A 23,800-nucleotide genomic window follows, 5' to 3' on the forward strand; every position below is an offset into this window, starting at 1 on the left:
GACAGCATTGTTGGCGACGTCTACATTGGGAGGCATGGCTGAGAAACTCGTGGCAGAGAAGTTCATGACCGACCTCACCGGCCGCACGGCGGTCGTCACCGGCGCCAACAGCGGAATCGGCCTCAGGGCCGCGGACGCGCTGGCGCGGGCGGGCGCGCATGTCGTGTTCGCCGTGCGGGACGTGGAGCGAGGACGGGCGGCGGCGTCGACGGTCAGCGGCAGCACGGAGGTGCGGCGCCTGGACCTGGCGGACCTGTCCTCGGTACGGGAGTTCGCGGACGCCTGGGAGGAGCGGCCGCTGAGCCTGCTGATCAACAACGCGGGCGTGATGATGCTCCCGCGGCAGCACACGGCGGACGGTTTCGAGAGGCAGTTCGGCACCAACCACCTGGGCCACTTCGCCCTGACGAACCTGCTCCTGCCGCACATCACCGACCGGGTCGTGACGGTGTCCTCGGGCGCCCACCGCTGGTTCGACGCGAGGATCCGCTTCGAGGACCTGAACTGGACGTCCGACTACAACCCGCAGCGTGCGTACGCCCAGTCCAAGCTGGCGAACCTCCTCTTCACGCTGGAACTGCAGCGCCGCCTGACGGAGGCGGGCTCCCCGATACGTGCCACGGCGGCCCACCCCGGGTACTCGGCGACCAACCTCCAGAGCCACGCGGCCAGTCCGGCGGCCCGGGCGTTCATGAAGATCGGCAACAGGTTCTTCGCCCAGGACGACAGGGCGGGCGCCCTGCCGACGCTGTACGCCGCGACGCAGGATCTTCCCGGGGCGAGCTATGTCGGCCCCGACGGCCTGGGCGAGATGCGGGGTGCGCCGACGCTGGTGGGCCGCTCGGCGGCGGCGAGCGACACGGCGACGGCACGGCGACTGTGGACGGTGTCGGAGGAGCTGACGGGGGTGACCTTCCCGCTGGTGGCGGTGGAGTCGACGCGGGCGTAAGGGAACGGGACGGCGGTTCCAGGAATTGTCTGGAGGACTTGGGCAAGGAGCCAAACCGATGCGTTTGCTCTGCCGGGAGAGTCGGCACTCGTACAGGTGGCGTACTGGTGTCGTACAGGCACAGGACGCGCAGCGACGAAGCGAGAGGATGTCGCGCCATGGCCTACACACACGTTCTCGCGGTCGCCCCAGTCACCGACTTCGGGCCCGCGGTGGCCTGGTACCAGCGGCTCATGGGGAGGCCGGCCGACGCGAGGCCCATGCCGGGGCTGGCCGACTGGCATGTCTCCCCGTACGGCTGGATCCAGGTCTTCGAGGCGCCCGAGCATGCCGGGGCGACTCTGCTCAACCTCGTGGTCGACGACCTGGACAAGGCGCTGGTGGAGCTTGCCGAGCGGGGGCTTGCGGCGGGGCCGGTGGAGCCGGGGTCGCATGGGGTGCGGTTCGCCGCCGTCCATGATCCCGACGGGAACAGGATCACGTTGGTGGAGAATCCGGTGCGGTAGCGCCGGGCGCCGCTCTACTCCCGCATGGCCGCTGCCACCCGCTCCGGTTCCTCGCAGGCCGACTATCGCCACCGCGGTGGCAACCGCGGCGGGCGCCGACGCCGGTGCCCGCGGACCACAAGCGGTCAGCGGCGGTAGCAGTACGAATCCGAGGAGGCGTCGCCGCCTTGCAGGCGCGTCTGGTGTACGCGCAATCCCAGGAAGTCCGGGCCATGGGGGAAGAAACGGCTGTCGACGGAGAGCCCGCCGTGCGAGGTGTCGGCGTCGAGTTTGACCATCCACGGGTCGATGCCCGCGGGGTAGAACTGCGCGTCCCAGGCGGCGTACAAGGAGTTCGTCAGGTATACGCGCCGCCCGTCGCGGCTGAGCTCGACCATCTGCGCTCCGCCGGTCAGCGGAATGTCCGGCTCGGCGGGATGCGGTTGTCGGCCGACGATGCCGCCAAGACGCACGGACGCTGTCTGCCCCGGATGGAACGGGTCGCTCACGTCGTACTGGAGCAGCTCGCCGGTTCCCCATGCGGATACGTACAGCCACTGGTCATCCACCGACAGGTCGATGTCGGAGATCAATGGAGGCACGGCGCCGAATGGCTGCAGCGCCGGGGGCAGGTCCTCCGGTTGCGCGGGCTCGGCAGAGATGGTGATCACCTTGCGGACCACGAAATCCTCGCCCTCCCGGTTCCACAACCACACCGACGCCGACAGGTCCTCCACGTTGACCACGGTGTTCGCGAACCCCCACGTAGCCTCGGGATCGTGTGCGGGACGCAGCTCCAGCACCATCTGGTTCTCATCCCCCAGATCGACGCGTTGCACGTGCCGGCCGGAGTCCAACTCCCAGAAGTGCAGCGAGTGGCCGTACTGGCGACCCAGCAGCAGTTCGGGGACAAGGCCGTCCTCGATCATTGAGGGAGTCCCCCACTCGCTGGTGACGGCGATGTTCTGCCGCAGATGCCACCAGACGTCGTAGGCGAACCACTGCGGACCGCGGTCGCTCTCCCAGGCGCGCAGCACTTCGAAGCTTTCGTGATCCAGCAGCGCGACGCCGCCAGGCCCGTCCGCACCGTTCGCGCCGCCCAGGCAGGACAGGAACACTCCGTCGGGCCCACAGTGGAGTGTGTGCGGACGCGAATATCCGGCCTTGGCGGCCAACTCCTCGGGCTCGACCACCCTGACCAGGTGCGGGCGGGCGGGATCGGGGCTGGTGTCGAAGACGTGTAGCCGGGACGAGCGCAGCCCCGGGACGATGAGGTAGCGCCGTGCAGCGTGATGATGACCGACATGCGCCAGCGCGCTCGAGCAGGCGTTCCAGCCGAAGTGGTGCAGTTCGTTGCCCAGGCCGGGCAGCTCGGCGTGGGAGGTCACGCGGCCGTATTCGGGCGACTCGGGGTCGGTGCCGACGGTGAACAACGCGTCCGCGCGATGTGCGGTCGGGTCGAAACCGACGACATAGGCGAGCTTCTCCGGGGGCGCGGCAACGGCGTCCGCCGGAGTGCGGTACAAGGTGGGGTCGCTGTGGTCGTCGCGGTCGTGAGCGTGCTCAGTTGTCCTCATGGCTGTTCCTCACTCGGCGAGCCTGGATCCAGGGGACTCCCGACAGGCAGCCGGGCTCACCCGTTCAAGATGTGCAGACGCGGAACACATATGCCACAAAACGAGCGTTTCACAGCCCCGGAGTCCTGCCAAGCCAGCAGCGCGGGCTGCGGACCCCCTCAGTGTGCGGACCCCCTCAGTGTGCGGATCGTCTCCGGCACGCCTGAGAGCGGCGGCGAGCGGACACCGGGCCTTCCGCCTTGCCAGTTGACCGTGTCAGACGCCGCTCGCTGATCGTGAACATCACCCGACCGTGGATCCGGGCGCCTCCCAAAACCCGTTGCTCGATCGGGCGCCCGCGGGCCCGGCAGTGCGCGGTCACGCTGTCACACGCCCTCGACGAAGTGGTCGAACTCGCCTGCCTGTACGCCGAGTACGAAGGCGTCCCACTTGCGGCGGTTCGTGGTGACGACGTTGTCCGGGTCGCTGGTCTCGCGGATGTAGACCGGGGCGTCGCCGTCGTCTCCCTCGCCGAAGGCGATCTCGATCCAGGGGCCGGGGCCGGTGGCGTCCGGTGGGGCGGCGCGTTCCCAGGTGAGGTTCGGGGGGATGTCAGGCACGGGGGGTGTCCTCCCTCAGTACGGTCAGTAGGGCGTCGAAGGTATGGGGAGCAGCGTTGAGTACGGCTCCGGCGGGGTCGGCGCTCTCGATGAGGTGGATCGTGCCGTGGCTTGTGGATATGTGCACGCACGAGTCGCCTTCGGAGCAGTAGGACGACTTCTGCCAGTGCGGGTTCATGGGCGTTCCTTCACAGCTCTCGCATCACGTTGTGGATGAGGTCCCTCGTCTTGCCCGGGTCGAGTGCGACGGCCTCGACTCGTTCGAAGAGCGTTCGGTACTTGTGCAACTGTGCCTCAGCGTCGAGGAATACGAGCCCGTGTGACTGGTCGAGGTGGACGGTGTCCAGCTGCGGTACCGGGCCGTGCGCGTAGTAGATCGACTGCCCCGACCCCGGGTACGCGCCGACGTCGAAGGTGATGGCGCGAAGGGTGATGTGATCGCGGTCGCTCATGTCGAGCATGTGCTGCAGCTGCTGACGGGCAACAGTGGGGCCGCCGACCTTCATGCGCAGGGCCGCCTCGTGGACGATGGCCTCGTACGGGGTCGGATTGTCCTCGCGGAAGAGGATCGCCTGCCGCTTGATGCGGAACGACAGGCGGTGCTCGATGTCGGGCGGTGAGAGTTCGGTGACGGCCTGACGGAAGATCTCCAGTGCGTACTCACGTGTCTGGAGCAGGCCGGGGACGCGGGCCGTGGTGGCGCCGCGCAACGAGTGGGCGTGCTGCTCCAGTTCGGCCAGGTCGAGGAGGGGTGCGGGCAGGATCTCGCGGTACGCCTCCCACCAGCCGCGTTTACGATCGCCCGTCATCCCGACCAGCGCCTTGATGTGGGCCGTGTCGGAGCATTCGTAAGTGCAGGCCATGGTGCGTACCCGCTCGGCGCTGACGCCCGCTCGTCCGGCCTCCATGTTGCTGATCTGGTTCGGCTTCACGCCGAGCAGTTGACTGGCCTCCGCGGCTGTCAGGCCTGCACGGTCTCGAAGTTTGCGCAGTTCAGTGCCCAAGCGGAGCTGACGACCCGTTGGATTGTTTCTCACGGGCTTGCCCGCCTCCTTGCCCTGGCGTGTCACTCACATGGGTGGTGTATCAGTGATTTAAGGGTAACTGTGTAAAGGCTTACATGGATGCCGCTAGCTTATAACCCAGGCGCCCACCTTCCGTACGTGTCCAACTCCCCTCAGTAGTCGGAGACTTCCATGGCCACCGTATCCCCGTCCTGGTCCTACACCCTCCAACTCCCGCACGATCCACGCGCACCGGGCATCGCCCGCGCAACCCTCCGTACCGTCCTCGCCGCCCACGGACTCACCGACCTCACCCTCGCCACCGAACTCCTCGCCACCGAACTCCTCACCAACGCCCACCGCCACACCACCGGCCCCTACTCCCTCCGCCTCGTCCCGATGGAGCCCGGCCGCCTCCGTGTCGCCGTATGGGACACGGACCCGCGCGTCCCGCCCGGCTTCGCCACCGACGCCCCCGCGGCCCCGCACGACGCCGAAGACGGCCGTGGCCTGCGTCTTGTACGGGCCTGTGCGGACTCGGTCGGTGTCTCCGTGCTGCGGGAGCTGGGTGCCTCGAAGGGCGGGAAGTTGTTGTGGGCCGAGTGCCAGGGCCAGGGGAGTCCGTGAAGGCCTGATCCGAGTCGTTGTGCCCGGGAGTGAGGCGGCTCAGTTGTATCGCCTCGGTTGCGGCGGCTTCCGGGTGGGAAGCTCCTAGACTGGCGCGGGCGAATCCGCGTGGGCGAGGGGCGGTTGACGGTGCGTAAGGCGTGGATCGTGGCGGGTGCCGCTGTCGCGGCGGGGCTCAGCTTCGTGATGCTGCTCGTCGTCGGCGTGTACGTCGCCGCCGGGAACCTCGCCAATGGGGTTGGCGGAGGGGCCAAGACGCTGGCCAAGGGTGCTGTCCCGGCCGCCTATCAGTCGCTCGTGCAGAAGTGGGGCAACCTCTGCCCCGCCATCAACCCGGCGCTGCTCGCCGCCCAGCTGTACCAGGAGAGCGGGTTCAACCCCAGGGCGCAGAGTCCGGCGGCGGCGCAGGGCATAGCGCAGTTCATCCCGGGGACCTGGGCCACGCACGGCCTCGACGGTGACGGCGACGGCGATCGCGACGTATGGGATCCGAATGACGCGATTCCGTCGGCCGCGTCGTACGACTGCAAGCTCGCCTCGTATGTGAAGGACGTGCCGGGCGACGCGACGAAGAACATGCTCGCGTCCTACAACGCCGGGGCCTACGCGGTCATCAAGTACGGGGGTGTGCCGCCGTACAAGGAGACCCAGAACTACGTGAAGACGATCACGACTCTGGAGCAGAGCTTCGCTGCGCCCACGACTCGGGTCGACCCCTCGAAGCAAGCCGCCGGCGCCATCGCCTACGCGCAGAAGAAGCTCGGCACGCTGTACCTCTGGGGCGGAGACGGTACTGCTGAGGACGGTGGGCGGTTCGACTGCTCGGGGCTGACCAAGGCCGCGTACGAGAGTGTGGGGATCACGCTTCCGCGCGTCGCCAACGACCAGTACAACGCGGGGCCGCACCCGGCCAGGGACGAACTGCTGCCCGGCGATCTGGTGTTCTTCTCGGACGACCTCACCAACTCCCGGGCCATCCGGCATGTGGGGATTTATGTGGGTGGCGGATACATGATCGACGCGCCGAGAACGGGTGCTGTGATCCGGTTCGACCCGATCGACACCCCCGACTACTTCGGCGCCACCCGCGTCACCGAAGATGGCGCGAAAGCGCTCCCCACGACGGTGTGAACCGCGCGTGAACCTATCCCCTGAGCTGCAGAGATGAGTCTCTCTTCGATAACGTCTGCGTGATCATTCGGTGGAGTGTGGAACGTATCAACAGGGACCGTGCGTTCCTGGTGACGTAGCCGAGCGGTAAGCGGATCTACAACCACGGGGGTGGCGGAGCGGCGCGCGCACGTGCGCGCCGGGAGAGACGACGAAGGGGCCGCGGCACCATGGCTGGACTCGCAGAATCCGGGTCGAACCCCGACGTCGAGCTGCTCTATGACATCAATGGCCTGGCCAAGGACGCACCGCAGTGGTTCGACCGGGTCATGGAGTACGTGGGTGAGTACGGGCTGTTGCTCGCCATGCTGTTGCTGGTGGTGTGGTGCTGGTGGTCCGTGCGGAGGCGGGGTGGCGAGGAGGCTGCCTCGTCTGTTGCCGCTCTTGTCTGGGCGCCTCTCGCCGCCGGGATCGCTGTGCTGGTGAACGTGCCCATACGGGGGTTCGTCGAGCGGCCTCGGCCATTTCTTGATCACCAAGGGCTTGATGTCCTGGTGTCCGGGAAGACCGACTATTCGTTTGTGAGCGACCACGCCACCATCACCATGGCCATGGGTGTCGGGCTGTTTGTCGCCAACCGGAGGTTCGGGCTCGTCGGGATCGGTCTCGGGCTGCTCGAAGGGTTCTGCCGGGTGTACATGGGTGTGCACTATCCGACGGATGTGGTGGGTGGGTTCGCGCTGGGGACTGCCGTTGCGCTGCTGCTGTCGCCGCTGGCCATGGCTCTGCTCACGCCCGTCATGAACGCCATCGAGCGGTCGCCGAAGGCCGGGTGGCTGATCAGTGCGCGGGGGCGGTCCCGGGCGGCGGGTGGGCAGGACACCGTGATTCCCGGTGCCCGGAAGGAGTCCGCCGGGGCCGGGGCCGAGGAGCGGGATCTGGCGGCGTAAGGGCCTGCCCAGCAGCGTAAGGGCCTGTCCTAGAGGGCTTGGGGGTAGGTGAAGAAGCCTTTCGGGTCGTACTGCTTCTTCAGTCTCGTCAGGCGTGTTGCCGCGTCGCCGTAGTAGGCCTTCCGCCAGTCCTTCAGGCTCGGGTCCGTGTAGTTCTGGTACGCCGCGCCCGACGCGTACGGCTTCATCGCGTCGTGCGCCGAGGTCAGCCAGGACCGGGCCGTGGTGCCGCTCGTGCCGGCGCGCCAGGACCCGATGTACTGGGCCAGCATCCGGGAGCGGCGGTGGACGAACGCCGTCGCCGTGGGGGAGACGCGGTTGACCGCACCGCCGAGGGCCGTCAGCTGGATGCTGCCGGCGCCGCCGCGGACCGAGGCGATCTGCCGGAGCAGGGTCTGGATGCCGGCCGTCGAGAGCGAGCGGTCGAAGAAGTCCGACTTCGCGGAGTAGGTCTCGCGGTTCAGGGCGCCCTGGGGGTTGCGGCCGGGGGTCGACCCGGGGAGGTGGCACTGGGCGTCCGTCGTGTACGACGAGCAGCCCGCGTACAGCTCCATCGACTCCTCGTACGAGCGGCGGCGGAGGGCGGCGCTGGTGGCGGGGGCGCCGATCCTGTCGGCCAGGCGGTCCACGGCGTTCTTCAGTTCGCCGTACGTGCCGATGGAGAAGGCCGCGATGGAGACGGTGGGGGTGCCGCCGGCCGCGTTCGCCAGGTGCAGGGACGACCAGATCTCGTCGGGCTGGGTCGGGCCCCACTCCTGCCAGGCTCTGATGACCGCCGCCGCCTTCGACCAGGGCCAGGACAGGAAGGCCGTCACGGCCTGAGGCGCCGGGTGGGTCTTGAAGTGCAGTTCCGTCACCACGCCGAAGTTGCCGTTGCCGGCGCCGCGCAGGGCCCAGAAGAGGTCTTTGTTCTCAGTGGCGTTGGCGGTGAGTTGTTTGCCATCCGCCGTGATCAGGGTGGCCTGGGTGAGGCTGTCGCAGGTCAGGCCGTACGCCCTTGATACGACGCCGTGGCCGCCGCCGAGGGTGAGGCCGGAGACGCCGACCGTGGGGCAGGAGCCGGCGGGGATCGTCACGCCCTTGGCGATCAAGGCCCGGTAGACGTCGATGAGTTTGGCGCCGGCGCCGATGACCGCGGTGCTGCCGGAGGCGCGGACGCGGTTCAGTTTCGATACGTCGATGATCAGGCGGCCGTTGCCGGAGGACCAACCGGCGTAGGAGTGGCCGCCGTTGCGGATCGCTACGTGGAGGTTGTGGGTGCGGGCGTAGGCGAGGGTGGTGCGGATGTCGTCCGGGTTGGCCACGTACGCCACTGCGGCGGGCTTCAGGGTGTCGAAGCGGGTGTTGTAGAGCTGGTGGGCCGCTTTCCAGGCGGCGTCGCCGGGGCGGATGAGGGGGCCGTCGAGGTCTCGGGCGAGGGCCGTCCAGTTGGCGGGGGTTGTGGTGCTTGTGGTTTTCAGGGGGGTGCGGGTGGAGGCGCGGGTGGTGGTGTCGGTGGTGGTGTTCGTGCCGGTGCCTGTGCAGGCCGTTGTTGTCAGGGCTGCGAGGGCTGCGGTACCGCCGCCGATGAAGGTACGCCGTTCCATTTCCGCCTCCTGGGGTTACGTCGTACCAGACGGGGTGGTGGGGGGTGGGGGTTCCATGTGTGGGGGAGGCTGGTGGGGGCTGACCGGGAGGGTTTCGCCCCCGCCGCCCCCGCCGCCCCCGCCGCCCCCGCCGCCCCTGCCCGTCCCATCCCCAGGGGCTCCGCCCCTTCGACCCCGCCGGGGGGCTCCGCCCCCTGGACCCCCGGCCTTTGCCCACCCACCACCCGTTTACGGTCGGGAGAAGGGCTGGGTACCCGGTTGCTGTCGGGAGAGGGGGGCCGTTTGCGGTTGGGAGAGGGGGTGGGGGTCCGTTTGCGGTCGGGGGAGAGGCCAGTCCGTTTACGGCCGGGGGGAGGGCTGGGGCCCGTTTGCGGTCGGGGGAGGGTGCGCCCCGTTTACGGTCGGGATCAGGTTCCCGTGTGGCCCTCCGCGTCTGCTCGGGCCTGGCTTCTTGCTCGCCTTGCCGGGCCTCGCCAGCCGCAGGTGCAGCGGGCCGTGCAGAACGCGCCCCGTTCGACCGTGGACGTGCGGTGTTCGGGGGAGTTGGGGGGAGGGCTGAGCCTGTCCTGCTGCGCCACGACGACAACGTTACCGGGCTGCGTGACGGGGGCACCTACCCGTCGTTATCCGGAACGACAGGGGGTCCGTGACGGAGGCAGGCCATGGCGGAGCGGCAGCAGTGGTACCGGCGGTGGGGTGCGGTCGTTGTCGCGGCCGGAGTGGTTGCGGGGGTGGGGCTGGGGAGCAGTGGGTGTTCGGGGAACGGCGCCGCTGCTCAGGGGGTTTCGGCTGAGGAGTCCGTGGCGGTCGTGCAGCGGGCCGCCGAGGAGCTTGTCGAGGCTCGGAGTTCCAAGGCGCGTACGTCCATGGAGATGGCCACCGGGGGGACCCGGGTCACCATTCGCGGTGAGGGTGTCTATGACTTCCGGCGGCAGACGGGGCAGTTGAAGGTGCTGCTGCCGCAGGATCCCGCCGGTGCCAGTACGCAGCGGCCCATTACCGAGCTGCTCGCTCCCGGTGCCCTGTTCATGAAGAACCGGGGCGCCGGTGTGCCCGCCGACAAGTGGGTGCGGGTCGAGACGCGGTCGCTGTCCGACGGGAACCTCGTCACCGGTGGGGCCACCGATCCGTTCGCCGCCGCCGAGGTGCTGCGGGGGGCGCGGTCCGCCACGTATGTGGGGGAGACCGAGGTCGCCGGGACACCGGTGCGGCACTATCGCGGGACCGCCGATCTCGGCGCCGCCGCCGAGGGAGCCTCCGCGGGGAACAAGGAGGCGCTGGCCGCGGCGGCGAAAGGGTTCGCCACGGCGCGGGTGCCGTTTGACGTCTACCTCGATGGGCAAGGGCGCATCCGGAAGGTCCGGCACCGCTTCAGCTTCGTCAACGGGCAGCAGCCGGGGTCTGTCGCGGTGGCCTCCACCACCTTGCTCTACGACTTCGGGGCCCCCGTCGACGTACGGCTGCCGGACGACGAGGACATCTACGCCGGGAAGATCGCCGAGGGGTGAGCGGGTCGCGTGTGGGCGTGAGGGGCGTCAAGAACTAGCCCTTACGTGCCATGCGCGGTGCGTAGGCCGCTCCCTACTCTAGGAAGTCGGTGACGGCAGAGAAGAGGTGATGCACGTGGCTCCGGTCGGCGGTACGGCAGTTCAGGACCACGTGGCCCTCGCCGAGATCGAGCTGTGCGGAGACCTGATCATCGCGGCCTCGGCCGCCCACGAGGACCGGCTCAGCCTTGAGAGCATCGACGAGGTGCTGAAAGTGGCGGAGGAACGGGATGGCTCACACTCCGGCGGTTGAGCCGGGGTGTGAGGTGGAGTGTGCCGCGGGCGGGAGTGGGGCGGTTTCGCTGCCCGCCCCGTCCGTCCGTTCTGTTTGCGCGCACCCTCTTCACGTGCGCAGCAGGCGGCCGATCGCCTTCGTCGCCTCCTCCACCTTCGCGTCGATCTCCGTGCCGCCCTTGACGGCCGCGTCGGCGACGCAGTGGCGGAGGTGCTCCTCCAGGAGTTGCAGGGCGAAGGACTGCAGGGCCTTCGTCGAGGCGGACACCTGGGTGAGTATGTCGATGCAGTAGACGTCCTCGTCGACCATCCGCTGCAGGCCGCGGATCTGGCCCTCGATGCGGCGCAGGCGCTTGAGGTGTTCGTCCTTCTGCTTGTGGTAGCCGTGGATGCCACGGTCGTGGTCGGTCACCACGGTCCCGGCTTCCTCGGAGGGCGCATTCGCGCCGGCCTCGGTGGTCGTCATCGCGTCCTCCAGACATATACCCCTACTGGGTATATCGTACCGAACTTTGCCGGGTATAGGGCCTGTGGCCGTTGCCGTGTGCGGCGGTTGGACTGGACCACTGAGCGGCCCCCGTGTCGACCGCCGAGCCCGATGGGCGACACTGGGGGACGGCCCGTTAGTCGTGGCCGGATGATGCGCCTAGCATCAGCCTGACCGTAACCGCGACCCACACCGAAGCACCCCGAGGACCCCACGTGCGCTTTCGTCTGACCCCCAGGGAGACGAGCTTCTACGACATGTTCGCCGCATCCGCGGACAACATCGTCACGGGCTCCAAGCTCCTGATGGAACTGCTCGGGGCGGACACCGCCGGCCGGGCCGAGATCGCAGAGCGTATGCGGGCCGCTGAACACGCCGGTGACGACGCCACGCACGCGATCTTCCACCAGTTGAACTCCTCGTTCATCACGCCGTTCGACCGCGAGGACATCTACTCTCTCGCATCTTCCCTCGACGACATCATGGACTTCATGGAGGAGGCCGTCGACCTGGTTGTCCTCTATAACGTGGAGGAACTTCCCAAGGGAGTCGAGCAGCAGATCGAGGTGCTGGCGCGGGCGGCCGAGCTGACGGCCGAGGCGATGCCGAGTCTTCGGACCATGGACAACCTGACCGAGTACTGGATCGAGGTCAACCGGCTGGAGAACCAGGCCGACCAGATCCACCGGAAGCTGCTCGCTCATCTGTTCAATGGCAAGTACGACGCCATCGAGGTGCTGAAGCTCAAGCAGATCGTGGATGTGCTGGAGGAAGCGGCCGACGCGTTCGAGCACGTGGCGAACACGGTGGAGACCATCGCCGTCAAGGAGTCCTGACCCCTCCATGGACACCTTTGCTCTGGTCGTGACCATCGCGGTCGCGCTCTTCTTCACGTATACGAACGGTTTTCACGATTCCGCGAACGCCATCGCTACGTCTGTTTCGACCCGGGCGCTGACACCTCGGGCTGCGCTTGCCATGGCCGCGGTGATGAATCTCGCCGGGGCCTTTCTGGGGTCCGAGATTGCCAAGACCGTCAGTGAAGGGCTGATTCAGACGCCCGAGGGGTCGAAGGGGATGGGGATTCTCTTCGCGGCGCTGGTCGGGGCGATCACGTGGAATCTGATCACCTGGTACTTCGGGTTGCCCTCGTCGTCCTCGCACGCGCTGTTCGGGGGCATGGTGGGGGCCGCGCTTGCCGGGGGGACCACCGTGTACTGGGACGGGGTGCTCGAGAAGGTCGTCATCCCCATGTTCGTGTCGCCGGTGGTGGGGCTGCTGGTGGGGTATCTGGTGATGACCGCCATCATGTGGATCTTCCGGCGGGCCAATCCGCACAAGACCAAGCGGGGGTTCCGTATAGCGCAGACCGTGTCGGCGGCGGGGATGGCGCTCGGGCATGGTCTGCAGGACGCGCAGAAGACGATGGGCATCGTGGTGATGGCGCTCGTCATCGCCGATGTCGAGGACGCCGGCGACCCGATCCCGGTGTGGGTCAAGATCGCCTGTGCGGTGATGCTGTCGCTCGGCACGTACGCGGGCGGCTGGCGGATCATGCGCACCCTCGGGCGGAAGATCATCGAGCTGGATCCGCCGCAGGGGTTCGCCGCGGAGACCACGGGCGCGGGGATCATGTTCACCACCGCGTTCATGTTCCACGCGCCGATCTCGACGACCCATGTCATCACCTCGGCGATCATGGGCGTGGGTGCGACGAAGCGGGTGAACGCGGTGCGCTGGGGTGTCGCGAAGAACATCATCCTGGGCTGGTTCATCACCATGCCGGCGGCGGCGATCGTCGCGGCGTGCGCGTTCGGTGTGGTGAATCTGGCGTTCCTCTAGGAAATCCCGACCGGCCCGCCCCTTCCGTGGGATCATGGTGGTCGCACGTTCTATGAACGTGTGTTCGACCACCTGGGAGGGGATTTCCATGGCGACTCTTGGCAGGCGGCTGCTCTCCGCCGCGGGCGCAGTCGGTGCCGCGACCGCCACCATGCTCTACGTGGCCTCGCCGGCTTCGGCGGCGATCGAGCGCTACACATCGAGCACCGTCAACTCGGGCGACTACGTGTCCGCGGCGGGCTCGAACGACTTCTACACGGACGGCGACTCCTTCGCCATCTGCGACAACTCGACCGACGGCGCCGGTGTCATCGGTTACTGGAGGGTCGGCAGCTCCGGCACGGTCCAGTCCAAGTACAACGGCAACGGCTTCGCCCAGTGCGTGACGTCCAACCAGGACTTCGCCGAGTCGGCCACGATCTACATCAGGGTCTGTCTCCGGGACAACGGCGTGGTGCAGAACGGCACCTGCAGCGGCTGGAAGACGGCCTACGCCGACGGCGTGGCGTAACCCCGCCGCCGCTGAGCGAAACGAACGGGCCCGCCCCCTGGAAGCCCAGGGGGCGGGCCCTTTTTCGTCCTCGCGGTGGCACCGCCATGCAGCACCGCGAGGGGTTTGGGGGAGGAGCGCCGGTCAGCCGAAGCGGCCGGAGATGTAGTCCTCCGTTGCCTGGACCGACGGGTTGGAGAAGATGCGCTCCGTGTCGTCGATCTCGATGAGCTTGCCGGGCTGGCCGACCGCCGCGAGGTTGAAGAACGCCGTGCGGTCGGAGACGCGGGCCGCCTGCTGCATGTTGTGCGTCACGATGACGATCGTGAAGCGTTCCTTGAGCTCGCCGATCAGGTCCTCGATGGCGAGGGTGGAGATGGGGTCGAGCGCCGAGCAGGGCTCGTCCATCAGGAGGACGTTCGGTTCCACCGCGATCGCCCGGGCGATGCACAGGCGCTGCTGCTGGCCGCCCGACAGGCCCGAACCCGGCTTGTTCAGGCGGTCCTTGACCTCGTTCCAGAGGTTCGCGCCCTTCAGGGACTTCTCTACGACGTCCTGCAGCTCGCTCTTCTTGTAGTTGCCGTTCAGGCGCAGGCCCGCTGCCACGTTGTCGAAGATCGACATCGTGGGGAAGGGGTTCGGGCGCTGGAAGACCATGCCGACCTCGCGGCGGACCGACACCGGGTCGATGCCCGCGCCGTACAGGTCCTCGTCGTCGAGGAGGACCTTGCCCTCGACGCGGCCGCCGGGGGTGACCTCGTGCATGCGGTTCAGCGTGCGCAGGAACGTCGACTTGCCGCAGCCGGACGGGCCGATGAACGCCGTCACAGAGCGCGGCTCGACCGTCATCGAGATGTCTTCGATTGCCTTGTGGGTGCCGTAGTAGGCGGTCAGCCCACTTACGTCGATTCGCTTGGCCATTTCTCTACTTCACTTCCGGATCAGTCGCCGATGGCCGCGTCAGCGACCGGTCTTCGGGGCCTTCCAGCGGGCGATCCCGCGGGCCACCAGGTTGAGGATCATCACGAAGGCGATCAGCGTGAGCGATGCCGCCCAGGCTCGGTCGTACGCCGCCCCCGAGCCCGCGCTGTTCGCGTACTGCTGGTAGATGTACAGCGGCAGCGAGGCCTGTGCGCCCTCGAACGGGTTGTTGTTGATGAAGGGGTTGCCGAAGACGAGGAGCAGGACCGGCGCCGTCTCACCCGCGATACGGGCCACCGCCAGCATGATGCCCGTCGTGATGCCGCCGATAGAAGTCGGCAGGACCACCTTCAGGATCGTGCGCCACTTCGGGACGCCGAGCGCCAGGGACGCCTCGCGGAGCTCGTTCGGGACGAGCTTGAGCATCTCCTCCGTGGAGCGGACGATCACCGGCATCATCAGGATCGCCAGGGCCAGCGAGCCGGCGAAGCCGAAGGGCTGCATGTCCCACATCAGCATCAGGCTGAGGATGAACAGGCCCGCGACGATCGACGGGATGCCGGTCATGACGTCGACGAAGAACGTGATGGCCCGGGAGAGGTTGCCGCGGCCGTACTCGACCAGGTAGATCGCGGTGAGGACACCGATCGGAGCGCCGATCAGCGTGGCGAGGCCGACCTGCTCCAGGCTGCCGATGATGGCGGCGTAGATGCCGCCGCCGACCTCGGTGTCTGCGACGACGCCCATCGAGTGGGTCAGGAAGTAGACGTCGAGGACCTTCACACCGCGCTCGACGGTCACCCAGATCAGGGAGACCAGCGGGACGACCGCCAGGAGGAAGGCAACCCAGACGAGGCACGTCGCGATGCGGTCCTTGGCCTGGCGGCGGCCCTCCACGCGGGCTGCGATGACGTACGTCGAGATGATGAAGAGGAGGCCGGCGATCAGGCCCCACTGGACGCGGCTGGCCAGGTCGGCGGCCGTGCCGACGCCGATCGCGACGGCGGCGGAGCCGGCGGCGATGGCGTACGGGGACCACTTGGGCAGCCGGGCGCCGCGCAGGGTGCTGGGGCGCTTGTCGATGACGGTGCTCATGCGTTGGCCCCCGAGTACTCCTTGCGGCGGGCGATGATCGCGCGGGCCGCGCCGTTGACCAGCAGGGTGATGACGAACAGGACCAGACCGGAGGCGATCAGCGCGTCACGGCCGAACTCCGTCGCCTCGCCGAACTTGCTGGCGATGTTCTGGGCGAAGGTGCCGCCGCCCGGGTTGAGCAGGCTGCCGTGGATGAGGAAGTCCGGGGAGAGCACGGTGGCCACGGCCATCGTCTCGCCGAGGGCGCGGCCGAGGCCGAGCATCGAGGCGGAGATCACGCCGGAGCGGCCGAAGGGGAGGACCGACATGCGGATCACTTCCCAGCGGGTGGCGCCGAGGGCGAGGGCCGCTTCCTCGTGCATCTGCGGGACCTGGCGGAAGACCTCGCGGCTCACGTTGGTGATGATCGGCAGGATCATGATCGCGAGCAGGATGCCGACCGTGAGCATCGACCGGGGGGCGCCGCCCTCCCAGGAGAAGATGCCGGTCCAGCCGAAGTAGGTGTCCAGCCAGCCGAACAGGCCGGTCATGTTCGGTACGAGGATCAGGGCGCCCCACAGGCCGTACACGATGGACGGTACGGCGGCGAGCAGGTCGATCACGTACGCGATGGGACCGCTCAGCTTGCGCGGGGCGTAGTGCGTGAGGAACAGCGCGATGGCCACCGCGATCGGGACCGCGATGACCATGGCGACGATCGAGGAGACGATCGTGCCGAAGGCCAGGACCGCGATGCCGAACCTCGGCGGCACGACGCCGGTGTTCCACTCGAAGGCGGTGAGGAAGTTGGCGTCGTCCTTGCTGATCGCGAGGGACGCGCGGTAGGTCAGGAAGACCGCGATGGCGGCCATCAGCGCGAGCAGCAGAATGCCCGAGCCGCGGGAGAGACCGAGGAAGATCCGGTCGCCGGGTCGGGTGGCGCCGTGGGCCGCGCGCTTCTGCTCGGCCGCCGACGGCTGTGGGCTGGGGGGAGGTGTCTTGGTGTCCTGTGTCGATATGTCCATCGGGGTCTCCGGTCTGCGGAGCCGTTCGCGGTCTGCGGCGGCTCGGTGGAGCCGCATGTGACGTACGGCTCCGGGCGGCGGTGCACCGGACGGTGCGGTCCGGTCCGGGGTTCGTGGCCCCGGACCGGACCGCACTCAGGTCAGCTCAGGCTCGCGATGGTCTTGCGAACCTCGGTGATGATCTCCTCGGGCATCGGGGCGTAGTCGTTCTCCGCGAGGATCTTCTGGCCCTCTTCGGAGGCGATGTAGGTGAGGAACGCCTTCGTGGCGGGCAGGGTCTCCGCGTTGTTGCCCTTGTCGCAGACGATCTCGTACGTCACCAGGGTGATGGGGTAGGCACCCTCGGCCTTGGTGGCGTAGTCGAGCTCGAGCGCGTAGTCGCTGCCGGTGCCGACGCGCTTGGCGGCGGCGATGGCCTTGGAGGCGTTGTCCGTGGTGGCCTCGACCGGGGCGGAGGCGCCGGTGTCGATGGAGACCGCCTTGATGGCGTCCTTGGCGTACGACAGCTCCATGTAGCTGATGGCGCCGGAGGTCTGCTTGACCTGCTGGGCGACACCGGAGGACTGCGGAGCGGACTGGCCGCCCTTGGCCGCCCAGGCCTTGCCGGGCTCGTACTTCCAGTCGTTCGGGGCGGCGGCGGCCAGGTACTTGGTGAAGTTGTCCGTGGTGCCGGACTCGTCCGAGCGGTGGAACGCCTGGATCTTCAGGTCGGGGAGCTTCGCGTCGGGGTTCAGCTTCGCGATCGCCGCGTCGTTCCAGTTGGTGATCTTGCTGTCGAAGATCTTGGCGATCGTCGACGCGTCCAGGACGAGGCTGTCGACGCCCGGAACGTTGTAGCCGACCGCGACCGGGCCGCCGACCATCGGGAGGTCGATGCCCTGGCCGCTCTCGCAGACCTTCTTGGAGGCGGTGACCTCCTCGGAGTCCAGCGCGGAGTCGGAACCGGCGAAGCCGACCGTGCCCTGCGTGAACGCGGTAATACCGGCGCCGGAGCCGCCGCCCTTGTAGTTGATCTGCACGGTGGAGCAGGCGGCGGTGAACTGCTTGACCCAGGCGTCGATCGCGTTCTTCTGCGCGGAGGAGCCGTCGGCGAGCAGCTGGCCCTTGGCGTCACCGCAGTCGATGGCGCTGTTGGCGGTCGCCGTCGCGTCGCCGCCGTTGCTGGTGCCGGTGTCGTCGGAGCCGCACGCCGTGAGGGCCAGGGCGCCGGAGACGGCGAGAGCGCCGAGAGCGAGAGCACGCCGGTTCTTGCGCTGAAGCTTCACTTGAGGGAGTTCCTTCCAGGAGCCGCCGTCCTGAATTCGGCGGCGTGCGAGGACTGACTGATGCGGACACGTTCTCTTGTGACTTCGAACGGCGGTCCGCACCGCGTAAGGCTGAAATTAGGCACAAGAGGTGAAGGCGCCGATGGCCATAAATGAACGGGGGGTGAACCCCTGGGGACGGTGCGGTGAGGTCACGGAACGCTTACGCCGAGGACACGGACCAGTTCCGGCCCGGGGTGGACGTTTCTGGACTATGCCAGGTGCCAGAGTTTCGTGCAGAGCGTCCACGACGTCGCGGTCCCCCGGTCGGGTGAGCCCTCTCCCGGGGCACCATGGACGCCATGGATGCCATGGGATGTGGATCTGTGGTTCGTGCGGCGGGTTGTGTGCTGTGGCGCCGCTCGGCCGTCGGCAGGATCGAGCTGGCTCTCGTGTACCGGCCCAAGTGGGATGACTGGTCCTGGCCCAAGGGCAAGCTCAAGCGAGGCGAGACGGCCAGGGAGGCGGCCCTTCGTGAGGTGAGGGAAGAGACCGGCTACACATGCCGTCTGGGGAAGGAACTCCCCTCGGCCCGGTACAGCGATGCTCAGGGGAAGCCCAAACAGGTCAGCTACTGGGCGGCTCAGGCCACCGGCGGCGCCTTCGAGCCCAACGAAGAAGTCAGTGATCTCGTCTGGCTCACGCCGGACGAGGCCCGCGAACGGCTCACCCACGAGCGGGACCGGGCCCTGATCACTGTTGCGCTCATGGCTGTGGGTGCGGATGAGGAGGAGCGGGAGCCGCGATGACGACGCGGCCATGCGACGGCTGACGCCAGTTCACCTTCAGGAGGGTGGGGTCGAACGGAGCCTTGTCGCTCCCTCCCTCGGGAATCGGGAGGACGATGACGGCGGCGAGTACGTGCGAGATGACCTCCTTCTTCTCCGCAAGATCCTTTCCCTCCCAGCTCTCCCTGCGCCACCCTCGGAGGAGATTCCTCTTCGCCTCCGCCGCAAGGTGCTCCTGCTCCTCCGCCTCAAGTGTCCTGATGTTTCTGTTCAGCCGAGTGAGCATGTCGTGGACGTCATCCCAGTCGACCTCTCCGTCGGCCACGGAGTCCTGGATCTTCTTGTGCTGCACTCGAAGACCGGCTAGCTTTTCCATGCCCCGCCAGGGCGTGGTGCTCGGTTCGGTGTCCGCATAGTGCTCGTCCAGGTACGACAGGACGAGCTCTTCAAGGTAGGCGTCGACCGATGCGACCTGACGACCGACGCCCTTGCAGTTGGGGTCGTTGCATCGGTAGTAGTCGCCGTACTTGGCGTTCCGGCCTGAAGCCGCGTTGCCGACGAGCCTGCTGTGACAGATCTCCCCTGCCTCGTTGATGCGCCCACAGCGCAGCGTGCCCGAGAACTTGTACTTTCCGGTCCGGAAGACCTCCCTTCCTGCTGCTTTGGCGGCAGGAGCTTGCTTCATGCCCCGGTGCAGTGCCGTTGACTGCACTCCGGACATGATCAGCTTCCATGTCTCGTACCCGACGCCGTCGGTCGCGGGGTCGGCATGCTCCCACTCGCCCAGCTTGGGCTCACCGGTCCCCGCATCCCTGACCAGGTCGCCATTCAGGATCCGGCCTCCCCACCAGGCCGGGTTGGTGATGATGGCCTTCACGCCCTGATCGGACCAGCGTCCGCCCCGGACCGTGCGGATGGGGTTGCCTTCGCCGTCCTTCTGCGTCGCGATCCACCGTGTGACGGACCCCCAGGACCTGCCTTCGGCCCTCATCTTGACCATCTGAACCAGGTAGGGCCACTCGGCAGCGTTCTGCTGTTCGTTGTTCAGGCGGCCATGGCGCTTCTCCGCGCCGAGCCAGCCGAATCGGCGAGGGCTGCCGGGAACCCCGCCCTCTTCGGCACGGTCCTTGGCGCTGCGACGGGTCCGCTTGCGGATCGTGCCGACCTCGGACTCGACCGAGCCGGGCCAGCCCGGACCAGCAATGATCGGGGCGTCACCTTCAACGGGACTCAGGAGGGCCCTGCCTTCGATGAAGATCCCTGACCCGTTCATCGACAAAGCATCCTGCAAGGCGATGAAGTCCTCGGGAAGTCGGTAGACCCTCTCTCGCTCGACGGCGATGCAGCCCTTCACAGGGATGCCCGTCTCCTCCTCGTGGCCGTGCGTCAGATCCTTGATCATCTGGAGAAAGGCAGGCCGGACGACCTCTCGTTTCGCGGCGGTGAGGTTGTTGTCTTCGTAGCAGACCACGACGGTGCAGTTGTGCAGAGCTGCGTTCCGTGCGTTGTTCTTGTGCTGACGGGCGACGCCGATGGCGTCGCCGCTCAGCCGGTCGGCGGAGATGCGGGCCATGGACGCGATGGGCGTTCTCCCGGCCAGCCACTCCTCGAACGTGCCCCCCTGGTCCAAGTGCGCCTGCAACTCAGGAGCGACGTAGGAGCGGGAGAACGTCTTGGACGGACGTGCCGGGTTCCTGGTGTCGATCACTTGAGGAACGGTAGTGCACCGTAGTCGTCGATGTTTCGATTTGCTGTTCTTCAGTCGGTGTATTTCAGGGGAACTCATGAAGGAGCTCGCGCGAGCCGCCGCGTTCGGTCAGGGGGCGCTGACGGCCTGCTTCTGCCACGCCTGCTGGAACGCGAAGCGTGCCGCCTCCACCTCGTGTCGTTGGTCGGCGTGCAGGACGCCGAGGGCGTATGCCGTTGCCGGGGCGATGCGTGGGGTGCGGGCCGCCTGGGCCGCGCCGGTCGCGGCCTCCGAGGCGTCGCGGTGCCGGTTCAGGGCCTGGCCGGCTGCCAGTAGTCGTACGTCTGTCGGGGCGTTGTCGCCGTAGAGGACCTCTCGGGCGTAGCGGTGCAGGCGCAGGAGCAGGCGGACCTGGTGCCAGGGGGCGTCCTGGGGGTGCGGGGCGGGGTCCGGGGAGAGGCCGTGGATGAGGGCCTCGGCGTTGTAGGGGTGGCCGGCGGTCACCAGGGGGAGCGCCGCCACCGCGTCGGTGAGCTGCTCCTCGGCCGCGGCCGAGAGGGGGTGCAGGTCGGTGGCGGTGGCGGCGGGGGTGAGGGGGACCTCGCTGGCCAGTACGGCGATGTTGTCGGCGACTGCGTGGAAGCGGGAGGAGCCGAGCGCCTGGAGGGCGGTGCTGTGGGCTCGGGTCCGGGCGAGGGTTAGCTGGCGCTCGAGTAGGGCGCCTGCTTTGGCCGCGCCCACTGTGTGGTTGCCGCGCTCCGAAGTGGGCGTCGGGTGGGTCGAGGGGTTGGTGTTGCCGGGCACAGCTGAACCGGAAGCCGCCGCCTGCGTCGGGAACGCCCTAGCCCCCGACAGTCTGTGCAAGGCCGCGAGCAGGCGCTCCAAGCGGGCCGCGCACGCGTGTTCCATCGCCAACGTCCCGGACACCCAGGCCAGTTCGGGGCGGATGCGTTCCGACCAGTCCGGGTCCAGTAGGGGGCGGAACGTGTGCAGGCTGGCGCTGATGCGGCGGGCCGAGCGGCGCAGGGCCCGGGCCGCGTCGACGGATTCCGCCGTGCCGTTCGAGGCGCCGCCGCCGGTTTCGCGGTGGAGCCGCAGGGCGCGGAGGAACTCCGTGGCCTGGGCGCGGAGGTAGCCCGCGAGGGCGTCCCCGGTCACCGGCCCGGCCGTGGGGTCCGTCGGGTCAGGGTGTTGCTGTGCCACGCCGGCGCCTCCGGGCGTCTATGAGCATCTCCTGGACGTTGCGCAGGGGCTGGCCTTCCGCGTCCGTCGCGTGCCGGGTCCACTCGCCGTCCTGGCCGAGGTGCCAGGACGCGGTGGTGTCGGACATACCGGTCTCCAGGAGCCGGTTGAGCGCGGCGCGGTGGGCCGGGTCGGTGACCCTGACCAGGGCCTCGATACGGCGGTCGAGGTTGCGGTGCATCATGTCGGCGCTGCCTATCCACACCTCGGGCTCGCCGCCGTTGCCGAAGCCGAAGACCCGGGAGTGTTCCAGGAAGCGGCCGAGCACCGAGCGGACCCGGACGTTCTCCGACAGGCCCGGCACGCCGGGGCGGATCGCGCAGATCCCGCGCACCCAGACGTCGACCGGCACGCCCGCCTGGGCGGCGCGGTAGCAGGCGTCGATGATCGCCTCGTCGACCATCGAGTTGACCTTGATGCGGACATAGGCAGGACGTCCGGCACGGTGGTGCTGGACCTCCTTGTTGATCCGCGACACCAGGCCGTCCCGGAGGGACTTGGGGGCGACGAGGAGGCGGCGGTACGTCTCCCGGCGCGAGTAGCCCGACAGGCGGTTGAAGAGGTCCGAGAGGTCCGCGCCGACCTGCGGGTCCGCCGTGAGCAGGCCGAGGTCCTCGTAGAGGCGGGCCGTCTTCGGGTGGTAGTTGCCGGTGCCGACGTGGCAGTAGCGCCGTAGCGTGTCGCCTTCCTGGCGGACCACCAGCGAAAGCTTGCAGTGGGTCTTCAGGCCGACCAGGCCGTAGACGACATGGCAGCCGGCCTCCTCCAGCTTGCGCGCCCACTTGATGTTGGCGTGCTCGTCGAAGCGGGCCTTGATCTCGACCAGGACGAGGACCTGCTTGCCGGCCTCGGCGGCGTCGATGAGGGCGTCGACTATGGGGGAGTCGCCGGACGTGCGGTACAGGGTCTGCTTGATGGCGAGGACGTCGGGGTCGTTCGCCGCCTGCTCCAGGAACGCCTGCACGGACGTCGAGAAGGAGTCGTACGGGTGGTGCAGCAGGACGTCCCGGCGGCGCAGGGCCGCGAAGATGTCGGGCGCGGACGCCGTCTCGACCTCGGCGAGGTCGCGGTGGACGCCGGCGATGAACTTGCGGTACTTCAGCTCGGGCCGGTCGAGGGAGGCGATACGGAAGAGGCCGGTGAGGTCCAGGGGGCCGGTCAGCGGATAGACCTCGGCCTCGGTGATCTTCAGCTCGCGCACCAGCAGGTCCAGGACCTCCTGGTTGATGTTCTCCTCGACCTCCAGGCGCACGGGCGGCCCGAAGCGGCGCCGCATGAGCTCCTTCTCCAGGGCCTGGAGGAGGTTCTCCGCGTCGTCCTCCTCGACCTCCAGGTCCTCGTTGCGGGTGACCCGGAAGGCGTGGTGCTCCAGCACCTCCATGCCCGGGAACAGCTCCTCCAGGTGTGCGGCGATGACGTCCTCGAGGGGGACGTAACGGCCGGGGGAGGCCTCCAGGAAGCGGGAGAGCAGCGGGGGGACCTTGACCCGGGCGAAGTGCGGGGTGCCGGTGACAGGGTTGCGGACCCGCACGGCCAGGTTCAGGGACAGGCCGGAGATGTACGGGAACGGGTGCGCCGGGTCGACGGCAAGCGGGGTCAGGACCGGGAAGATCTGGTGCCGGAACAGGGTGAACAGGCGGGCCTGCTCCTTCTCCTGCAGCTCGTTCCAGCGGACCAGGTGGATGCCCTCCTCCGCGAGGGCGGGGGCGACGTCCTCGTGGTAGCAGGCGGCGTGCCGGGCCATCAGCTCGCGGGAGCGGGCCCAGATCATCTCCAGCACCTCGCGCGGCTGGAGGCCGGAGGCGGAGCGGGTGGCGACGCCGGTGGCGATACGGCGCTTCAGACCGGCCACCCGGACCATGAAGAACTCGTCCAGGTTGCTGGCGAAGATCGCCAGGAAGTTCGCCCTTTCGAGGAGGGGCGTGTTCGGGTCCTCGGCGAGTTCGAGGACGCGCTCGTTGAACGCGAGCCAGCTGCGCTCCCGGTCGAGGAAGCGTCCCTGCGGCAGCTGTACCCCGTCGACCAGCGACTCCTCGTACGCGTCGAGGTCGGCGTCGATGTCGGGTTCCAGGTCGGAGACCACGGCGGCCACGGTGTGCGGGCGGTGCGCGGCTATGGAGCCCACGGAGGGCTGCGCGTGCTGGACCTGTGCCTGGGTGTCTGACTGGCTCATGAACCCATTGTTCCGCGCCTGGAGCGATACGGGCGCGTCGGACTGCGCGGGCGGGAGCACGGTGGCGAGGCGTCGGGCGTCCCCGTTCCCCGCGGTCCCCTCGGGCGGCGGCGAAGGCTCTGGCACAGCGGGCTTCATTCGCCGAGCGTCGCAAGTCCG

At 68.3% G+C, this 23,800-nt stretch carries 24 protein-coding genes; 11 read left to right on the forward strand and 13 right to left on the reverse strand.

What is annotated here, in order from left to right; all coding sequences use genetic code 11:
- Positions 1-34: 34 nt before the first annotated feature.
- Entirely contained in the window at positions 35-949 is a 915-nt protein-coding gene (locus tag AQJ91_RS13365) for an oxidoreductase (protein WP_067020274.1), read from the forward strand.
- 158 nt (positions 950-1,107) lie between these two features.
- Positions 1,108-1,455: a VOC family protein gene (locus tag AQJ91_RS13370; protein WP_067020277.1), complete on the forward strand. Its 348-nt coding sequence runs from the start codon at positions 1,108-1,110 to the stop codon at positions 1,453-1,455.
- A gap of 125 nt (positions 1,456-1,580) precedes the next feature.
- Here AQJ91_RS13370 and AQJ91_RS13375 read toward each other — a convergent pair whose 3' ends face one another.
- The 4 genes from AQJ91_RS13375 to AQJ91_RS13390 form a co-directional block, all read right to left on the reverse strand.
- Positions 1,581-3,011, reverse strand: coding sequence for a selenium-binding protein SBP56-related protein (locus AQJ91_RS13375; RefSeq protein ID WP_067020280.1), 1,431 nt, complete (start codon positions 3,009-3,011; stop codon positions 1,581-1,583).
- Between the two features lie 365 nt (positions 3,012-3,376).
- Entirely contained in the window at positions 3,377-3,610 is a 234-nt protein-coding gene (locus AQJ91_RS13380) for a DUF397 domain-containing protein (RefSeq protein WP_067020283.1), read from the reverse strand.
- Complete coding sequence (locus AQJ91_RS13385) at positions 3,603-3,788, reverse strand: DUF397 domain-containing protein (RefSeq protein ID WP_067020286.1); 186 nt, start codon at positions 3,786-3,788, stop codon at positions 3,603-3,605. The genes AQJ91_RS13380 and AQJ91_RS13385 overlap by 8 nt, the downstream gene beginning before the upstream one ends.
- A gap of 10 nt (positions 3,789-3,798) precedes the next feature.
- On the reverse strand, positions 3,799-4,647 hold the full coding sequence (locus AQJ91_RS13390) for a helix-turn-helix domain-containing protein (RefSeq protein WP_067021036.1): 849 nt from the start codon (positions 4,645-4,647) through the stop codon (positions 3,799-3,801).
- 159 nt (positions 4,648-4,806) lie between these two features.
- On the opposite strand from AQJ91_RS13390, the gene AQJ91_RS13395 reads away from it, so the two are divergent.
- From AQJ91_RS13395 to AQJ91_RS13405, 3 genes are all read left to right on the forward strand, one after another.
- Positions 4,807-5,241, forward strand: coding sequence for an ATP-binding protein (locus AQJ91_RS13395; RefSeq protein WP_067020288.1), 435 nt, complete (start codon positions 4,807-4,809; stop codon positions 5,239-5,241).
- A 108-nt stretch (positions 5,242-5,349) separates the two neighbouring features.
- A complete protein-coding gene (locus AQJ91_RS13400; protein WP_199847924.1) occupies positions 5,350-6,372 on the forward strand; it encodes a C40 family peptidase in 1,023 nt (340 codons plus the stop codon).
- 209 nt (positions 6,373-6,581) lie between these two features.
- Positions 6,582-7,301, forward strand: coding sequence for a phosphatase PAP2 family protein (locus AQJ91_RS13405; protein WP_067020291.1), 720 nt, complete (start codon positions 6,582-6,584; stop codon positions 7,299-7,301).
- A gap of 29 nt (positions 7,302-7,330) precedes the next feature.
- On the opposite strand, the gene AQJ91_RS13410 is transcribed toward AQJ91_RS13405, so the two are convergent.
- On the reverse strand, positions 7,331-8,887 hold the full coding sequence (locus AQJ91_RS13410; protein ID WP_067020295.1) for an FAD-binding oxidoreductase: 1,557 nt from the start codon (positions 8,885-8,887) through the stop codon (positions 7,331-7,333).
- 662 nt (positions 8,888-9,549) lie between these two features.
- On the opposite strand from AQJ91_RS13410, the gene AQJ91_RS13415 reads away from it, so the two are divergent.
- Both AQJ91_RS13415 and AQJ91_RS13420 read left to right on the forward strand, forming a co-directional pair.
- Positions 9,550-10,395, forward strand: a complete 846-nt coding sequence (locus AQJ91_RS13415) for an SCO4651 family lipoprotein (protein ID WP_067020298.1) — start codon at positions 9,550-9,552, stop codon at positions 10,393-10,395.
- 109 nt (positions 10,396-10,504) lie between these two features.
- Complete coding sequence (locus AQJ91_RS13420; protein ID WP_067020302.1) at positions 10,505-10,687, forward strand: hypothetical protein; 183 nt, start codon at positions 10,505-10,507, stop codon at positions 10,685-10,687.
- A 90-nt stretch (positions 10,688-10,777) separates the two neighbouring features.
- On the opposite strand, the gene AQJ91_RS13425 is transcribed toward AQJ91_RS13420, so the two are convergent.
- Entirely contained in the window at positions 10,778-11,134 is a 357-nt protein-coding gene (locus tag AQJ91_RS13425) for a metal-sensitive transcriptional regulator (protein WP_067020305.1), read from the reverse strand.
- A 236-nt stretch (positions 11,135-11,370) separates the two neighbouring features.
- Between AQJ91_RS13425 and AQJ91_RS13430 the strand changes: the two genes are divergently transcribed.
- The 3 genes from AQJ91_RS13430 to AQJ91_RS13440 all read left to right on the forward strand — a co-directional run bounded on the left by AQJ91_RS13430 (position 11,371) and on the right by AQJ91_RS13440 (position 13,508).
- Entirely contained in the window at positions 11,371-11,991 is a 621-nt protein-coding gene (locus tag AQJ91_RS13430; RefSeq protein ID WP_067020308.1) for a DUF47 domain-containing protein, read from the forward strand.
- A 7-nt stretch (positions 11,992-11,998) separates the two neighbouring features.
- On the forward strand, positions 11,999-12,997 hold the full coding sequence (locus AQJ91_RS13435) for an inorganic phosphate transporter (RefSeq protein ID WP_067020311.1): 999 nt from the start codon (positions 11,999-12,001) through the stop codon (positions 12,995-12,997).
- 88 nt (positions 12,998-13,085) lie between these two features.
- Positions 13,086-13,508: a hypothetical protein gene (locus AQJ91_RS13440; protein ID WP_067020314.1), complete on the forward strand. Its 423-nt coding sequence runs from the start codon at positions 13,086-13,088 to the stop codon at positions 13,506-13,508.
- 123 nt (positions 13,509-13,631) lie between these two features.
- On the opposite strand, the gene pstB is transcribed toward AQJ91_RS13440, so the two are convergent.
- The 4 genes from pstB to pstS all read right to left on the reverse strand — a co-directional run bounded on the left by pstB (position 13,632) and on the right by pstS (position 17,772).
- Positions 13,632-14,408: a phosphate ABC transporter ATP-binding protein PstB gene (gene pstB / locus AQJ91_RS13445; RefSeq protein WP_067020317.1), complete on the reverse strand. Its 777-nt coding sequence runs from the start codon at positions 14,406-14,408 to the stop codon at positions 13,632-13,634.
- Positions 14,409-14,447: 39 nt separating this feature from the next.
- Positions 14,448-15,503 carry a phosphate ABC transporter permease PstA gene (pstA, locus tag AQJ91_RS13450; RefSeq protein WP_067020320.1) on the reverse strand — a complete coding sequence of 352 codons (1,056 nt, stop codon included), beginning with the start codon at positions 15,501-15,503 and terminating at the stop codon, positions 14,448-14,450.
- Positions 15,500-16,507, reverse strand: coding sequence for a phosphate ABC transporter permease subunit PstC (gene pstC / locus AQJ91_RS13455; protein ID WP_067021042.1), 1,008 nt, complete (start codon positions 16,505-16,507; stop codon positions 15,500-15,502). The genes pstA and pstC overlap by 4 nt, the downstream gene beginning before the upstream one ends.
- Positions 16,508-16,647: 140 nt before the next feature.
- A complete protein-coding gene (gene pstS / locus AQJ91_RS13460; RefSeq protein WP_067020324.1) occupies positions 16,648-17,772 on the reverse strand; it encodes a phosphate ABC transporter substrate-binding protein PstS in 1,125 nt (374 codons plus the stop codon).
- A 341-nt stretch (positions 17,773-18,113) separates the two neighbouring features.
- On the opposite strand from pstS, the gene AQJ91_RS13465 reads away from it, so the two are divergent.
- A complete protein-coding gene (locus tag AQJ91_RS13465; protein ID WP_234382218.1) occupies positions 18,114-18,560 on the forward strand; it encodes an NUDIX hydrolase in 447 nt (148 codons plus the stop codon).
- On the opposite strand, the gene AQJ91_RS13470 is transcribed toward AQJ91_RS13465, so the two are convergent.
- The 3 genes from AQJ91_RS13470 to AQJ91_RS13480 form a co-directional block, all read right to left on the reverse strand.
- The gene (locus AQJ91_RS13470) at positions 18,517-20,247 is read right to left on the reverse strand and encodes a serine integrase family protein (protein ID WP_067020327.1); all 1,731 of its coding nucleotides are present in this window, start codon (positions 20,245-20,247) and stop codon (positions 18,517-18,519) included. The two genes, AQJ91_RS13465 and AQJ91_RS13470, sit on opposite strands and share 44 nt — an antisense overlap.
- A gap of 108 nt (positions 20,248-20,355) precedes the next feature.
- Entirely contained in the window at positions 20,356-21,429 is a 1,074-nt protein-coding gene (locus AQJ91_RS13475; RefSeq protein ID WP_067020329.1) for a CHAD domain-containing protein, read from the reverse strand.
- A complete protein-coding gene (locus AQJ91_RS13480; RefSeq protein ID WP_199847925.1) occupies positions 21,410-23,779 on the reverse strand; it encodes an RNA degradosome polyphosphate kinase in 2,370 nt (789 codons plus the stop codon). The genes AQJ91_RS13475 and AQJ91_RS13480 overlap by 20 nt, the downstream gene beginning before the upstream one ends.
- Positions 23,780-23,800 lie beyond the last annotated feature (21 nt).

It is taken from the genome of Streptomyces dysideae (assembly GCF_001514305.1).
Classification (GTDB): Bacteria; Actinomycetota; Actinomycetes; order Streptomycetales; family Streptomycetaceae; genus Streptomyces; species Streptomyces dysideae.